Annotated in this window: 12 protein-coding genes; 5 read left to right on the top strand and 7 right to left on the bottom strand. The window is 71.3% G+C overall.

What is annotated here, in order from left to right:
- Positions 1 to 56: 56 nt before the first annotated feature.
- Positions 57 to 1,307, bottom strand: coding sequence for a tRNA (N(6)-L-threonylcarbamoyladenosine(37)-C(2))-methylthiotransferase (locus K6T25_RS02870; RefSeq protein WP_222916351.1), 1,251 nt, complete (start codon positions 1,305 to 1,307; stop codon positions 57 to 59).
- Positions 1,308 to 1,469: 162 nt separating this feature from the next.
- On the opposite strand from K6T25_RS02870, the gene K6T25_RS02865 reads away from it, so the two are divergent.
- Positions 1,470 to 2,657 carry an outer membrane protein assembly factor BamB family protein gene (locus K6T25_RS02865; protein WP_222916349.1) on the top strand — a complete coding sequence of 396 codons (1,188 nt, stop codon included), beginning with the start codon at positions 1,470 to 1,472 and terminating at the stop codon, positions 2,655 to 2,657.
- A 43-nt stretch (positions 2,658 to 2,700) separates the two neighbouring features.
- On the opposite strand, the gene deoC is transcribed toward K6T25_RS02865, so the two are convergent.
- Together deoC and K6T25_RS02855 are read right to left on the bottom strand one after the other, a co-directional pair.
- Positions 2,701 to 3,402, bottom strand: a complete 702-nt coding sequence (gene deoC, locus K6T25_RS02860) for a deoxyribose-phosphate aldolase (protein ID WP_222916347.1) — start codon at positions 3,400 to 3,402, stop codon at positions 2,701 to 2,703.
- A gap of 62 nt (positions 3,403 to 3,464) precedes the next feature.
- On the bottom strand, positions 3,465 to 3,638 hold the full coding sequence (locus tag K6T25_RS02855) for a hypothetical protein (protein ID WP_222916345.1): 174 nt from the start codon (positions 3,636 to 3,638) through the stop codon (positions 3,465 to 3,467).
- 102 nt (positions 3,639 to 3,740) lie between these two features.
- On the opposite strand from K6T25_RS02855, the gene K6T25_RS02850 reads away from it, so the two are divergent.
- Positions 3,741 to 4,598 (top strand): DUF63 family protein, encoded by an 858-nt coding sequence (locus tag K6T25_RS02850; protein WP_222916343.1) that lies wholly within the window; start codon positions 3,741 to 3,743, stop codon positions 4,596 to 4,598.
- Positions 4,599 to 4,636: 38 nt separating this feature from the next.
- Here the strand turns inward: K6T25_RS02850 and K6T25_RS02845 are convergent, their stop codons facing one another.
- The 3 genes from K6T25_RS02845 to K6T25_RS02835 all read right to left on the bottom strand — a co-directional run bounded on the left by K6T25_RS02845 (position 4,637) and on the right by K6T25_RS02835 (position 8,484).
- On the bottom strand, positions 4,637 to 5,500 hold the full coding sequence (locus K6T25_RS02845) for an isoaspartyl peptidase/L-asparaginase (protein WP_222916341.1): 864 nt from the start codon (positions 5,498 to 5,500) through the stop codon (positions 4,637 to 4,639).
- Between the two features lie 72 nt (positions 5,501 to 5,572).
- Positions 5,573 to 6,412 (bottom strand): CDP-alcohol phosphatidyltransferase family protein, encoded by an 840-nt coding sequence (locus K6T25_RS02840; protein WP_222916339.1) that lies wholly within the window; start codon positions 6,410 to 6,412, stop codon positions 5,573 to 5,575.
- Positions 6,409 to 8,484, bottom strand: a complete 2,076-nt coding sequence (locus tag K6T25_RS02835; protein ID WP_222916337.1) for an aldo/keto reductase — start codon at positions 8,482 to 8,484, stop codon at positions 6,409 to 6,411. The genes K6T25_RS02840 and K6T25_RS02835 overlap by 4 nt, the downstream gene beginning before the upstream one ends.
- A gap of 121 nt (positions 8,485 to 8,605) precedes the next feature.
- Between K6T25_RS02835 and icd the strand changes: the two genes are divergently transcribed.
- On the top strand, positions 8,606 to 9,871 hold the full coding sequence (icd, locus tag K6T25_RS02830; protein WP_222916335.1) for an isocitrate dehydrogenase (NADP(+)): 1,266 nt from the start codon (positions 8,606 to 8,608) through the stop codon (positions 9,869 to 9,871).
- A 182-nt stretch (positions 9,872 to 10,053) separates the two neighbouring features.
- On the opposite strand, the gene K6T25_RS02825 is transcribed toward icd, so the two are convergent.
- On the bottom strand, positions 10,054 to 11,433 hold the full coding sequence (locus K6T25_RS02825; RefSeq protein ID WP_222916333.1) for an NAD(P)/FAD-dependent oxidoreductase: 1,380 nt from the start codon (positions 11,431 to 11,433) through the stop codon (positions 10,054 to 10,056).
- A gap of 92 nt (positions 11,434 to 11,525) precedes the next feature.
- Between K6T25_RS02825 and K6T25_RS02820 the strand changes: the two genes are divergently transcribed.
- Positions 11,526 to 12,059: a DUF5815 family protein gene (locus K6T25_RS02820; RefSeq protein ID WP_222916331.1), complete on the top strand. Its 534-nt coding sequence runs from the start codon at positions 11,526 to 11,528 to the stop codon at positions 12,057 to 12,059.
- Between the two features lie 176 nt (positions 12,060 to 12,235).
- Positions 12,236 to 15,589, top strand: coding sequence for a carbamoyl-phosphate synthase large subunit (gene carB / locus K6T25_RS02815; protein WP_222916329.1), 3,354 nt, complete (start codon positions 12,236 to 12,238; stop codon positions 15,587 to 15,589).
- Positions 15,590 to 15,622 lie beyond the last annotated feature (33 nt).

Raw genomic sequence — 15,622 nt, 5'->3', positions numbered from 1 at the left:
CGGGTGGAACCGGCCAGACCGTCCGAGACATGGGAGTGCGGCCGGCGTTCGCCGCGTCAGACCGGCTCGCCGAAGGCGTACATCGTGTTCTGTCCGGTGACCTCCACGTCGAGGAACTCGCCGGGTTCGACGCCGTAGTCGTCGGCGTGCTGGACGATCACCTGGCGATAGGCGCCGTCGCGACACTTCACGGAGTCGCCGGTGCCCTCCTCGACGACGAGCACGCGGCGTCGGGAGCCGACCATCGACTCGTACGCCTCGCCGACGATCTCGCGTTTGGTCGCGCTCATCTCCTTCGAGCGGTCCTTCTTCGTCTGGCCGCCAAGCCCCTTCAGGTCGGCCGCCTCGGTGCCCGGGCGCTTGGAGAACCGGGTGACGTTCACCTTCTCGGGGCGGATCTCCCGCAGCAGCGCCATCGACTGCTCGTGGTCGTGGTCGGTCTCGGTGGGGAAGCCGACGATGAAGTCCGTCGAGAGGGTCCACTCGTCGAGGCGCTCGTCGAACGTCTCGACGATCTCGAGGAACTCTTCGACGCGGTGTTGTCGGCGCATCTCCTCCAGCACCTCGTCGCTGCCGGACTGCACCGGGAGGTGGATGAAGTCGTACAGCTTCTCGTTGCGGGCGAACACGTCCGCCAGTTCCTCGCGGATGCCGTGGATCCCGCCGGGATTCGCCATCCCGACGCGCACGCGGAACTCGCCGTCGATGTCGCAGACGCGGTCGAGCAGCTCGGGGAGCTTCCGCTCGTCCTCGTCCCAGCCGTACACGCCGGTGTCCTGCCCGGTGACGCGGATCTCGGTGGCGCCGGCGTGGACGAGCGCCCGTGCCTTCTCGACGTTCTCCGCGACCGGCGGGGAGTCGATCCGGCCGGTCGCGAACTTCGTGATACAGTACGAGCAGTTGCTCATGCAGCCGCGGGCGATGGGGAGAATGCCGACCTCCCCGTCGAGGACGGGGGCGGTCCCCTCCGTCGCAGTCGGGCATTCCCCGTTCATGACGGCCGTGGGGACGTCCTCCCAGTGGAGCACCCGCGCGTCCACGTCCGCCTCGGCGAACTGTTCGCCCTGCGCGAGCGCCATGCAGCCGGTGACGATGAGGTCGGCCGTCTCCTCGGACAGCTCCTCGGCCCGACGCAGCATGTTGCGCTCGGTCTTCTCGACGACCGTACAGGTGTTGAGGATGGCCACGTCCGCCTCGGCCGGCCCGTCCACGGGGCGGTGGCCGCCGTCGCGGAGCCGGCGCTCGATCTCGCGGCTCTCACCCCGGTTGGACGTGCAGCCGTAGGTCTCGATGTGGTACGTCGCCATTCGCGTGAACGGATCTACCCGCGCGCGAGGTTAAGGGGTGCGGTCCAGAGTGAGTGTGGGATTCGAGGTGAGCGTGCGGCTCGGGGGACGTCCCGTTCGATCGGTACCGCCCGTCGGATGGGAAACGGATATACGCCGTCCGTCGAAGGATCCGGCGAACCGATGCCCTCTCGCCGCCGGCTCCTCTCCGGGCTCGCAGCCGTCGGAGCCGCGGGGTTGGCGGGCTGCGCCGGGGGCGGCTCCCGCGGCACGAACTTCTCACCCGGGCGCGAGTCGAACACGGAGTGGCCGCTCCCGGGGCACGGCCCGCGCGCGCGGAGTTACGTTCCCGACGCCGTCGCGCCGCGCACGCCGCCCACCGAGCGCTGGCGCGCGGAGACGGGACCGGCGGTCGGACGGGTCGTCGTCGCCGACGGGACGGTGTTCGTCCCCGCCGAGGACGGCCTGCACGCGCTGCGCCTGCGCGACGGCGACGAGCGCTGGCACGTTCCGATCCGGCCGTACGGCGTCGCGGTCGCCGACGGCGTCGCGTACGCGTCGAGTCGTTCGGAGCCGCTCGTGTACGCCTTCGAGGCCGACACCGGCGAGATGCGCTGGCGCGTCGAGACGAGCGGCGACTTCGCGGCCGCGCCGCTGCCCGCGCCCGCCGCCGACGCGGTGATCGTCGGCGACACGGACGGGCGAGTCGCGTCGCTGGCGCCCCGAACCGGGGAGCCCCGCTGGACGTTCGAGGCGTTCACCGGCGTCTACTCGCTCGCGGCGCGCGACGACCGGATCTACGTCGGGACCACCGGCGGCGAGGCGTACGAGCTACACGTCGTCGAGACCGAGGCGGGCGACCACCGGGGCGTCCCGCTGTGGCGCCGCAAGCTCCCCGGAACCGTCCGCGCGCTGACGGCGGCGCCCGGGTCGGTGTACGCGGCCACCTTCGGGGGCGGGATCGCCCGACTCGCGACTGGCGCCGCGGCCGGACGCACGGAGTGGCACGCGCCGGACGCGCCGACGGTGACCGACGCGCTCGTGCACGCCGGCGGGCTCGTCGCCGGCGCGGGCTCGGAGGGCGTCTCGGCGTTCGGCGCCGCCGACGGCACGCGGCGGTGGCGCGTCGCCGTCGACCGCGTCGCTCCGGTGTCCCCGGCGGTCGCCGCGGGCGACACGCTGTACGCCGGCGTCGGCGGGGCGCTCCGGGCGTACGCGCTCGGCGGCGGCGTCGGCGTCGGCCCCTACCGGGCGGACGTGGAGCGGTGGCGCCGCGAGCTTCCCGTCAGAACCCTCGCGATCGGGGACGGGGCGCTCGTCGTCGCGTCCGACGACCTCGACGGCTCCTCCGGTGTCGTCGTGTTGGAGTGATCGCCGGCGCCACCGCGGTCACGCCCGCGGGTGTTGAGGACGCTCAGGCGTCCGGGTGGCCGTCGACGATGGCGACGCCCGACGAGGCGCCGATGCGGACGGCGCCCGCCTCCAGCATCGCGATCGCCTCCTCGTAGCTGCCGACGCCGCCGCTGGCTTTCACGGGGAGGTACTCGCTCATCAGCTCCACGTCGGCGACGGTGGCGCCCCCATCTGCGAACCCGGTTGAGGTCTTCACTATCGCGGCGTCGGCGTCGCGGGCGGCAGCACACGCACGCCGCTTCTCCTCGTCGGTGAGCAGCGCGGTCTCGACGATCACCTTCACCGGAAGGGGGACCGCCGCGACGACCTCGGCGATCTCCCCGCGGACGGCGTCGTCGTCGCCCGCCTTCAGGCGGCCGACGTTGATCACCAGATCGAGTTCGTCGGCGCCCGCGCGCCAGGCGTCCTCCGCCTCGGCGCGCTTGGCCGCCGGGGTGTGGTGTCCGTGCGGGAAGCCGACCACCGTCGCGATCGTCACGTCGGGGGCGTACTCGACGGCTTCGGCGACGTAACACGGGGGAATGCAGGCGTTCATGCCGTCCTCCTCCGCCTCGTCGAGGACGCGCTCCACGTCCGCGAGCGTCGTCTCCGGGCCGAGCACGGTGTGGTCGATCGTCGCGGCGAACGCCGCGAACGGGAGCGACGCGGGGTCGTCGATGGCGTGTGCGTCGAACCCGTCGGCAGCGTCGGCGTCGTCGGTCATGCCCGTCACTCCGACGCGACGCCCGGAAAAGCTACCGAGTGTCGGCGATCGCGACTCGCCGGTCACGCCTCGGCGCGAGCGAGCGCGCGGTAGGCGATCGGGACGCCGAGGATCGATCCCCCGACCCCGACGAGGACCGGCGTCACTCCGGTCGGATCCGGAGCGATGACGAACGAGAGGGCGAGGGTCACGGGTGCCACAGCGAGCGCGAGGAGGGCGCGAACGAGCGGGTACACGCCTCCACCGGGTCGGACGAGGCGCCTAACTGTGTCGGTCCGATCCGTCGCGGGCGCGTCGATTTCCCCAACGCTTTCACCTGCCGGCGTGCCCCCACGGGCATGGACGCTCTCGCCCTCATCCGCCGGCCCGCGCTCCCGGGGCAGTTGCTCCCGGCCGGCTTCGGGCTGCCGCCGCTGCCGTACCTTCTCGCGCTCGCGGCCGCGCTCGCGGCCGTCGGTCTCGGCCTCCGGCGGCGCGACCCCGACTTCGGCGGCCGCCACGTGCTCGCGCTGGTGCCGTGGATGTGCGTCGGCGCCGCCGGCCACGTCCTGTACGCCCTCGGCGCGCTTCCGGCTGCCGTCATGCCACTGTTCGGCACGCCGAGCGCGTACCTCACGACCGCGGCGGTCGCGGGGACCGTGTGGCTCGCGGCGCTCTCCGTCGACCGCGCCGGCGACGACGCCCTCGCGCTCGGCCTCGCCGGCACGCTCGCGCTCGTCCCGACGGTCGCCGGCGTCGTCGACCACGGGCTCTCGAACGGAACCCTCTCTCCCCTGCTCCCCGCCGCCGGACTCGTCGGCGGCGCCGCCCTCGGCGTCGGCGTCGGAGTGCTCCTGTACCACGTCCGCGAGTCGGTCCGGATCGCCGGCCGTGCTGGACTGCTCGCGGTCGCCGCCCACGGCATCGACGGCGTCACGACCGCCGTCGGGATCGACCTGCTCGGGTTCGGGGAACGAACGCCCGCCTCCCGGCTGATCATCGAGTTCGCTGCCGGCCTGCCCACGGCGGACGCGCTGGGTGCCGGCTGGCTGTTCGTGCTGGTGAAGCTCGCGGTCGCGTGTCTGGTCGTCGTCGCCGTCGCGCCGACGGTGCGCGAGGAGCCACGCTACGGCCACGCGCTGCTCGCGCTCGTGACGGCCGTCGGGCTGGGCCCGGGCGTCCACAACGCGCTGCTGTTCGCGGTCGAAGTCGCGTAGAACCGAGGCAAACGGGGCGAACGACCGAACGCAGCCTGCTACTCGTCGGTCGCGACGCTCGTTTGCATCCCCTCGGAGTTGTACGCCGACCCCGCGCCCGCCCCGTCGAGGACGATGACGCCCGCCGAGGAGCCGGTCAGCTCGCCGAACTCCGCGATCGCGCGGTCGGCCGCGGCCTGCGCGTCCAGCCCGTCCTCCAGGTGGCGGACCGCCCGTCGCGTGAGCGTCGCCTTCGCGATGTCCTCGCCGGCGCCGGTGGCGCTGGCGCCGCCCGCGGGCGCACAGAAGAACCCCGAGCCGATCTGTGGCACGTCGCCGACGCGGCCCGCGAGCGCGAACGTGCGCCCGCCGGTGGAGGTGCACGCCGCGAAGGTGTCCGCCCCGGGATCGTGTGCGACCGCGCCGACCGTGTCGTGGCCGCCGAACTTCTCCTCTAACCACTCCAGGTGGGCCTGCGGTCCGCCGTCGTGCGCCGGCGGGTCGGCGTCCTCGTAGTCGTCGCGTCCGTCGTCGGTCAGCAGTTCGCGCTCGACCTCGACCCCGAAGTCGTCGGCGAGGTCGACCGCGTGGACGCCCGAGACGAACACGTGGGGCGTCTCCTCCATGACGACGCGCGCGACCGCGGCCGCGTTCGCGACGCCCGGCATCGACGCGACGGCGCCGGCCTCGCGCTCCTCGGTCATGATCCCCGCGTCGGTTCGGACGACGCCGTCGGACTGGACCGCGCCGCCGTAGCCGGCGTTGAAGCGCGGCGACTCCTCCAGCACCTCGACCGCCGAGACGACCGCGTCGACGACGGTCGACTCGTCCGCGCCGGTCTCGGCGGCGTCGTCGAGGACCGCCTGTCGGGGTTCCGGTTCGTCGGGGACGCCGCCGGCGCCGCCGTGGCAGATGACTCGCATGGGAGTCCCGGCGGCGCCGCCCCGCATCAATCCACGGGAACCGGCGCGGCGAAGGGGCACGAAGACGGTCGGTCAGTCGTCGCCGGCGCCGGCCACGTCGCTCGCGCTCGCCGGCCCCTCGTCGCCCGTGTCCTCTCTCCCGTCGCCGCCGGGTTCTCTGGCATCGTCATCGCTGTCCCCGAGGTGCCCCGCGACGACGAGGTAGTCGCGCACGAACACCGCGAGCGAGGGGACGACGACGACGCCGGCGATCACGGCGACCACCGAGGCCGGGAGCACGGGCGCGAGCGCGACGGCGATGAACGCCATCTGGACCCCTGCCAGCGGCCGACGGACCCGACTCGACGGGAGGTCGTACACGGGAAGATCGCGCCGACCGCGGCGCCAGCGACCCAGTTTGAACAGGTAGCGCGCGACCGACAGCGTCAGGTACCAGATCGGGATCCGACCCCACGCGACCCCCGCCAGCGGCGCGACGAGGAACCCGAGGGTGTCGATCCCCATGTCCAGCTTCTCCCCGAGGACGGTCTGACGACCGAGTCGGCGCGCGAGCGCGCCGTCGACGGCATCCAGCGCCGCGCCCGACCCGTATAACAGCGCCGGCGCCCACGCCCACGGTCCCGCGAGCGGCCCGGTCAGGACGAACCCGGCGACGCCGGCGTACAGCAGCCCCCGCCCGAGCGTCACCGCGTTCGCGACGCCGATCTCGTCGGCGAGCGCGTCAGGGTCGTCCGGCGGGTGATTCAGCCCGGTTCGACGGAAGAAGAACACGCTCTCCCAGGCGACGACGACGGCCGCCGGAACCACCCACGCGCCGGCGGTTTCGGACCCGAAACCGGCGGTTATCGCTCCGGCGCCGATCGTGAGTGCGATCGCGAACACGGTCGCGACGGCGACCGGGCCAGGGATCATCGTTCGAAGTCGGGGTCGGCGAGCGTGTCGAGGCGCGCGCGCTGGTCGGTGGTCAGTTCGACTCGCGCGGCCGCGAGGTTCGAGACGACGTGGTCGGGGTCCGTACTTGCGGGGATGGGGACGACGCCGGCGGCGACGTTCCACGCGAGGACGGCCTCTGCGGGCGTCGCGTCCGCCTCCTCGGCGACCGCGGTGACGAGGGAGTCCTCCAGCAGCCCCGGCGCCGACAGCGGCGAGTGTGCGACCACCCGGATCCCTCGCTCGTGACACCAGTCGACGAGGTCCGCCTTCGGCGCGTACGGATGCCGCTCCACCTGCACCAGCGCCGGCCGGATACCCGTCTCGGCGACGAGGTCACGCAGACCGTCCAGGTCGACGTTGCAGATGCCGATGGTTCGGGCGAGCCCGTCCTCGCGGAGCGCGGCGAGGTCGCGCCACGTGTCCGCGAGGTCGCGGTCGGCGGTCGCACGCTCCCCCCTGTCGTCGGTCGGGAACGTCAGCGCTTCCTGTTCGTCGACCGGGCGCTCGGCCAGTTCGCGGAGGGGTCCCTGATACGCCCAGGCGTCGGGCCAGTGGAGCGCGTAGCAGTCGAACGCGTCGACGCCCAGCTCCGAGAGCGACCCCTCGCACGCCTCCCGGAGGTGGCTGTGGTTCGTGTTCCACGCCTTCCCGAGGAGGAACAGGCCCTCGCGATCGGGCGTCCCCGGCGACGCGAGCAGGTCGCCGATCCGCGACTCGTTGCCGTACAGCTCCGCCGAGTCGAGCAGGCGGTACCCCGCGTCGAGCGCGGTTCCGATCGACTCGACCCGGTCGACGTACTCGCCGTCCCGGTAGCGCGAGCAGCCGAATCCCACCGGGGGCAGACGGAGCGCGGCGCCGTCGGGCACCCCGGAGCCGGGCGGTCGGACGGTCGGAGCCGATCGCGAACCGACACCGACGGGGGCGGCGAGGTCGCGGTCGTTCGTTCCGCTCGTGTCGATGCCGCCGATCGCACGGCCCGTCCCGTCCGAAGCTGTCGTCTCCGGTTCGGTCGCCTCCGCCTCGATCGCGGCGCAGACGGCGACGACGTGTGCCGCGCGCCGCGCCGACGCTCGCGGACGGTCGCCGCGGTCGACCGCCCGGGCGAGCCGTTCGGGGCCGTCGAGGTGCGAGCGCTCGCGTCGCGGGCGCGGCTGCGGCGCGGACACCGAGTCGCGGTCGCCGCCGCGGACCCGGACCGCGTCGCGGTCGGCGGCCATCGCGCCGGCGTCGGCCAGATAGAGGGTGCCGTCGTCCCCGTGACACTCCAGCGAGTAGAACTCGCGGCTGCGGTGGTCGGCGTACAGGCTCGCGCGCAGGGAGACGACCGGCCCGTCGACGAACTCGACGGTCGCCTCGACGTGCGCGGGCGCCTCCGGCCGTCGCTCCTCGCGCTCGGGCCAGGCGTCGACGGCGTCCGCCGAACGAACCCGCGCGACCGGGCCGAACCAGTCGACGAGGACCGACAGCGGGTACACCGCGCCGTCGAACAGCGGGCCGACCGAGAGGAAGGAGTCGGGTCGCTCGTGCCACTCGGTCACGCGGCCGACGTGGGCCGTCGCGTATACGAGCCCCACGTCGCCGAGGCGGCCGTCCGACAGGAGCGTCCGCGCGTGGCACTGAGCGTCGCAGTCGGGGGCGATCGGCGCACAACCGAGCGCGAGGTCGCGATCGCGAGCGAGCGCGAGAAGGTCGTCGGCCGCCGCGGGATCGAGCGCCAGCGGCTTCTCGGAGAAGACGTGTCTCCCCGCCTCCAGGCAGGTCCGGGTCACCTGCGCGTGGGCGGCGTGGCTCGTGAGGTTCACGACGATCGGGGCCGACTCGGCGTCGAGCATCGCGTCGAGGTCGGAATAGACGGCGGGCGTGTCGCGGAGCTGGGCGGCGTCGGTGCCGTCGTCGTCCGCGTGGCGGGCGCCGTCGACGACGGCGTCGGCGAACGACTCCGCTCGGTCGCGGTCGAGGTCACAGACGGCCGTCAGCGACAGCGGCGAGTCCGCGAGGCCGGCGGCGTACCGACGCGCGACGGCGCCAGCGCCGACGAACAGGCAGTTCACGGTCGTGACACGTCCCGGTCGGACAAATAACCGGAGGTCGGACCGGCGCGCCCTCCGGCGGATCGGGGCGGAGACGGAGAACGGCAGGCTTTTTCGCGCGCCGTCGGAACGCGAACGTGCTATGAGCTACGACATTGCCGAACGTCCCGAGGACGGCGAGGTCATCACCCTCGCCGACGAGGAAACCGGCGAACTCGACGTTCCCGACGACCCGATCATCCCGATCATCCACGGCGACGGGATCGGTACCGACGTGGGCCCCGCGGCCCAGACGGTACTGGACGCGGCCGCCGAGGAGACGGGCCGTTCCATCGCGTGGATGCGCGTATACGCCGGCGCGTCCGCCCGCGAGAAGTACGACGAGAACCTCCCCGAGGAGACCGTCGAGGCGTTCCGCGAGTTCCGCGTCGGCATCAAGGGACCGCTGACGACGCCCGTCGGATCCGGCTTCCGCTCGCTCAACGTCGCCCTGCGGAAGACGCTCGACCTGTACGCCAACGTCCGGCCGACGTACTATCTCGACGGCGTCCCGTCGCCGGTCAAGAACCCCGAGGAGATGGACATGATCACGTTCCGGGAGAACACCGAGGACGTGTACGCCGGCATCGAGTGGGAGGCCGGCACCGACGAGGTCGAGGAGGTCCGCGAGTTCGTCGAGGACGACATGGGCTTCGATTCGACCATTCACGACGGTCCGGTCGGCATCGGCGTCAAGCCCATCTCGGAGTTCGGCTCAAAGCGCCTCATCCGCCAGGCCATCGACTACGCCGTGAACAACGACGACCGCGACTCGGTCACGCTCGTCCACAAGGGGAACATCATGAAGTTCACCGAGGGCGCGTTCCGTGACTGGGGCTACGAACTGGCCGAAGAGGAGTACGGCGAGGACGTCATCACCGAGGACCAGCTGTGGGACGAGCACGACGGCGAGCAGCCCGAGGGAACCGTGGTTGTCAAAGACCGCATCGCCGACAACATGCTCCAGCAGATCCTCACGCGGACCGACGAGTACGACGTCATCGCGACGATGAACCTCAACGGCGACTACATGTCCGACGCCGCCGGCGCCCAGATCGGCGGCCTCGGCATCGCCCCCGGCGTCAACTACGGCGACGGCATGGCGCTGGCCGAGCCCGTCCACGGCTCCGCCCCCAAGTACGCCGGCGAGGACAAGGTCAACCCGACCGCGATGATCCTCTCGGGCCGCGAGATGCTCGAGTACCTCGGTTGGAACGACGCCGCTGACCTCGTCCGCGACGCCGTCGAGCAGCAGATCAGCGAGGGTCGCGTCACCTACGACCTCGAGCGGCAGCGCGAGGGCGCCACGAAGCTCGCCACCTCGGAGTTCGCCGAGGAGGTCGTCGAGCGCATCCGCGACCTCGCGTAAGCGGGTCCCCAAACTGGCTCGGACGCATCGATCGAACCCGATAGCGCCCGCTCGCCGTTCGCGGCGCGTCCACGACCGCACCGCAGTTCTTCCGGTTATCGCCGTGTGCGTACAGGCGTGAGCGACGGCCATACGGACGGGGACCGTCGCGCGCCCACACGGCGGAGAGGTTTCGGAACCGATCAGTTCCCGAGGATCCGGTCGGCACACTCGTAGCCCGCGACGACCCCGCCGTTCAGGCTCCGTTCGGGGTACTGCGCCTCGCTGGCCATTCCCGCGTAGTACAGCCCGTCGGCGACCTCGTCCGCGAGGTCGTAGGGAACGACCATGTCGAGATAGCCGCGCTCGTAGACGGGCGCCGCCCGCGGCGCGCGAGCGATGCGGAACTGTGAGACCGAGTCGCGCGAGAAGTTCGGGAACAGTTCCTCGACGTGGTCGAGCCAGCGCTCTTCCACCTCCGCGTCGCTCGCGTCCCAGAGCCACTCGTCGGGCGACTGGACGTAGCTTGCGACGTACAGGAGGTGGTCGCCGCCGTAGCGCTCTGGCGGCACGAAGTTGGTGTGCTCGATGAGCGCCCCGAACGGGGCGTCGTGGCCGATGTTGAGCCAGTAGGTGTCCGTCAGCGGCTCGTCCATGGTCGCGACCGCACAGACGGCGCCCTGGAAGTCGATGTCGCAGCCGTAGCCGGTGAGCTCCTCCAGCACGTTCGGCATCGTCGCGACGACGACGCCGTCGACGGCCTCCGTTCGCGTCTCGCCGTCCTGTTCGACGGTGATCGTGGAGACAGTGCCGGCGTTCCCGTCCCCGATCATATCCCCGTCTCCTCCCCCGTCGCCGCCGAGGTTGCCGCCGACATCGTCGGTGTCGAGGTCGACGACACGCGCGTTCGTCTCGATGTGCTCGCGTCCTACGTCGTCGATCAGTGCGTCGATGACGGGCGCGAAGCCGCCGTCGAAGTAGCCGAGGATCTCCCCGCGAAGCAGGTCGCGCTCGCCGCGGAACTTCACCCGACCGAGCAGCCACGCCGCGCTCACGTCGTCCTTTCGCGAGCCGAACTTCGCGTCCAGCAGCGGCTCGAAGAAGTTCTCGTAGACGCCGCGGGAGGTGTGATCCAGCAGGAAGTCCCTGATCGGCACGTCCTCGAAGTCCGCGAGGTCGTCGTACGTGTCGAACGAGGGGATCCCGCCGCGAACGTCGATCTCGAGGGTGAGCATCCCGAGGCGGAACTTGTCGTACACGCTCATGTGCGGGTACGCGAGGATCTGCCACGGGGTGTCCAGCGGGTGGACGACGCCGTCGACGTAGTACGCGTTCTTTCCGACGAGCCACTCCAGGCGGTCGCCCAGTCCCAGTTCCTCGGCCAACTCGACGATCGTCTCCTCGGACTTCGAGAGGTGGTGGTAGAACTGCTCGATGTCGTCGCCCGCGGTCCCGTAGGTGCGCGCGAGTCCCCCCAGCGCGTCCTCCCCGCCGGCCTCGTACACCGTCACCTCGCGCCCGTTCGCGCGCAGGCGACGCGCGGCGGCCAACCCCGCGATACCGCCGCCGACGATAGCGATCATGTCGGTGCGTGCGCGACGGCGTGGCAAGTCGCTTGTGGATGGCCCGCGTCGCCGAACGCGATTTTTAACCCACGCGGGCGCCAACGACGGGTATGAGCGAACCGCGCGTCCCCGGAGGCGGGGACGACGCCGTCGAGTTGCCGTGCGGCGAGACGCGGCCGATGTCGGTGTTCGACCTCGGCATGCGCGAGTACGACTGCGCGTGCGGGGCGAGCCACGGCGTCGTCACCGACGTGAACCCGCCCGAGCGCTTCCTCCCGGAGTTCCTCGTGACGACGCTGCGGGAGGCCGTCGAGACGACCAGCGAGGAGATGCCCGAGTTCGGCACCCCGCACCTGATGGGCGTCGTGCTGGAGGAGTTCCCCGAACGGGTGACGGCCGTCGACGCCAGCGAGAATCCCGACATGGGGTACTCGATGCTGTGGGTGACCGAGTTCGACTCCCGGCGCCTCCACGAGACCATCGTCGAGTTGGTGATCGAGCTGATGGAGCACGCGGTGAGTCACGCCGACGACTCGACCGCGATGACGCAGTTCGAGGAGAAGATGCTGCAGTTCGACGTGGCGGAGTTCGTCGACCAGTACCGCGCGGAGCGCGACCTCGACGCCGACGACGTGTACGTCTGACCCCGCGAGCGGCGGTTTCGTTTCGGTCTCGGGTACGGACTCGATCGCGACGGCGACCAGGAGTGCGTCCGTGCAGCGCGGTGTGACACACCGTCGCATTACGAATTTCGTAACGTCGCTGCGAAAATCGGCACAAGTCGTGGTCCTTATTACGATGAGCGCACTCGGTAGCGGTAATGAGTCAGGACACCGACGGGGAGGACCGCACTATCCTCCTCATCGGCAGCGGGCCCATCCAGATCGGACAGGCGGCAGAGTTCGACTACTCCGGCGCGCAGGCGTGTCGCGCGCTGCAGGAGGAGGGCGCGCGAGTCGTCCTCGTCAACTCCAACCCGGCGACGATCATGACGGACCCGGAGATGGCGGACAAGGTGTACATCGAGCCGATCACGGTCGAGGCCATCTCCGAGGTCATCGCGACGGAGGAGCCGGACGGCGTCATCGCCGGCCTCGGCGGTCAGACCGGCCTCAACGTCACCGCCGAGCTGGCCGAGGAAGGCGTGCTCGAGGAGTACGACGTGGATATCATGGGTACGCCGCTGGACACCATCTACGCGACCGAGGACCGCGACCTGTTCCGCCAGCGGATGGAGGAGTTGGGCCAGCCGGTCCCCGCCTCGACGACCATCTCGCTCGACGAGGGCGAGGAGGTGGCCCAGTTGACCGAGGCCGACCTGCGCGAGCGCGTCGAGGACGCCGTCGACGCCGTCGGCGGGCTCCCTGTCATCGCGCGCACGACCTACACCCTCGGGGGGAGCGGGTCGGGCGTCGTCGACGACATGGAGGAGCTGATCGACCGCGTGCGGAAGGGGCTGCGTCTCTCGCGCAACTCGGAGGTGCTCATCACCGAGTCCATCTCCGGGTGGGTCGAACTGGAGTACGAGGTGATGCGCGACGCGGACGACTCCTGTGTCATCATCTGCAACATGGAGAACCTCGACCCGATGGGGATCCACACGGGCGAGTCCACCGTCGTCACGCCCTCGCAGGTCATCCCCGACGACGGCCACCAGGAGATGCGCGACGCCGCGCTCGAAGTGATCCGCGACCTCGGTATTCAGGGCGGGTGTAACATCCAGTTCGCGTGGCACGACGACGGCACCCCCGGCGGCGAGTACCGTGTCGTCGAGGTGAACCCGCGCGTCTCGCGCTCGTCGGCGCTGGCCTCGAAGGCGACGGGCTACCCCATCGCCCGCGTCACCGCGAAGGTCGCGCTCGGCAAGCGCCTCCACGAGATCACCAACGAGATCACCGGCGAGACGACCGCCGCCTTCGAGCCCGCCATCGACTACGTCGTCACGAAGGTGCCGCGCTGGCCCATCGACAAGTTCGACGACACCGACTTCACGCTCTCGACGGCGATGAAGTCGACCGGCGAGGCGATGGCGATCGGCCGGACCTTCGAGGAGAGCCTCCTGAAGGCGCTTCGCTCCTCCGACTACGACCCCGCCGTCGATTTCGGCGACCTGGAGGAAGAGGAACTGCGCGAGGAGTACCTCGTCCGTCCCAGCCCCGACCGGCCGTACGCGATGTTCGAGGCGTTCGAACGCGGCTTCTCGGTCGAGGAGGTCGTCGAGGCGACGGGCATCTACGAGTGGTACGTCGAGCGGTTCGCCCGCATCGTCGAGGCGAGCAAGGAGGTCGTCGACGGCGAGTTCACGCCCGCGGCGACCGCCGGCTTCACGAACGCGGAGATCTCGGCGCTCGCGGGCAACGTCTTCGAGGACAGCAGCCTCACGTGGCTGCCCGAGACGCGCGGCGCGTGGCGCACCGCGGAGGCGACGGAGGCGGCCGCCGCCGGCGCCGCCGGCATCGAGACCACCGACGACGGGGTCCCTGTCTCGGCCGCCCGCGCCGGGGTCGGTCAGGTCGAGGCGAACGTCCCCGGCCGGACGTACAAGCAGGTCGACACCTGCGCCGGCGAGTTCCAGGCGTCGACGCCGTACTACTACTCCTCGCGCAAGCCGGAGTGGTTCTCCGGTCCCTACGAGGGCGAGGCCGCGGGCGGTGAACTCCGTGTCGACCGCGACGCCGAGAGCGTGGTCGTCGTGGGCGGCGGTCCCATCCGCATCGGGCAGGGCGTCGAGTTCGACTACTGCTCGGTCCACGCGGTGCGCGCGCTGCGCGAACAGGGCATCGAGGCGCACGTCGTCAACAACAACCCCGAGACGGTGTCCACCGACTACGACACCTCCGACGGGCTGTTCTTCGAGCCCATCACCGCCGAGGAGGTCGCCGACGTGATCGAGGCCACCGCCGCCGACGGCGTGATGATCCAGTTCGGCGGGCAGACCTCCGTCGACATCGGCGAGCCGCTGCGCGACGAACTGGAGCGCCGCGGCGTCGACTGCGACATCATGGGTACCTCGGTCGAGGCGATGGACCTGGCGGAGGACCGCGACCGGTTCAACCGCCTCATGGACGAGCGCGGCATCGCCCAGCCTGAGGGCGGCAGCGCCACCAGCGAGGCGGAGGCGCTGGATCTCGCTCGGGAACTGGGCTACCCGGTACTGGTCCGCCCGAGCTACGTCCTCGGCGGTCGCGCGATGCGCGTCGTCGACGACGACGCGGAGCTGAAGGAGTACATCGAGGAGGCTGTCCGCGTCTCCCCGGACAAGCCGATCCTCGTCGACGAGTTCCTCGCGGACGCGATCGAACTCGACGTCGACGCCGTCTCCGACGGCGAGGACGTGCTCGTCGGCGGCGTGATGGAGCACGTCGAGGCCGCGGGCGTCCACTCGGGTGATTCCGCGTGCGTCATCCCGCCGCGCTCGCTGGACGCCGAGACGATGACGCGCGTTCGCGAGGTGACCGAGGAGATCGCCGACGCGCTCGATACGGTCGGTCTCATGAACGTCCAACTGGCCGTCCGTGACGGCGAGGTGTACGTGCTGGAGGCGAACCCGCGCTCCTCGCGCACGGTCCCGTTCGTCTCGAAGGCGACGGGCGTCCCGATCGCGAAGCTCGCCGCGCGCGTGATGGCCGGCGAGTCGCTGGCCGACATGGACGTCGACGAGGCCGTCCCCGAGCACTTCTCCGTGAAGGAGGTCGTCCTCCCGTTCGACCGTCTGCCGAACTCGGACCCGCGCCTCGGTCCCGAGATGAAGTCGACGGGCGAGGTGATGGGCACGGCGAGTGACTTCGGCGTCGCCTACGGGAAGGCGCTCGACGCCGCCGGCCAGCGGCTCCCCGACGGCGGCACGGTCGCCCTCGAGACAGTCGGCGACACGCTCCCGCTGAAGGGGGCCGAGGAGTACGAGCACCTTCGCGCGGGGCTGGAGGAGTACTACGATATCGAGCCCATCGGCGACATCGAGGGGGCGCTGCGCCGCGGCGACGTTGACCTGCTGATCTCCGACGAGGTCGACGCGCTGCGCGCGGCCGTCACCGAGGAAGTCGCGTACCTCTCGACGACCGAGTCCGTCGAGGCGTCGCTGGAGGCGCTCGCCTCCCGCGGCGAGGACCTCGACGTGCTCTCGGTCTCGGAGCGCCCCCGTCGCTTGGAGGCGTGGGGACGCGCGGACGACTGAGCCGCGACGACTGCGGCGCGCGAGGAACGCCGC

Source organism: Halobaculum rubrum (genome assembly GCF_019880225.1).
Taxonomy (GTDB): Archaea; Halobacteriota; Halobacteria; order Halobacteriales; family Haloferacaceae; genus Halobaculum; species Halobaculum rubrum.
This window is presented reverse-complemented; position numbering and strand designations above follow the sequence as displayed.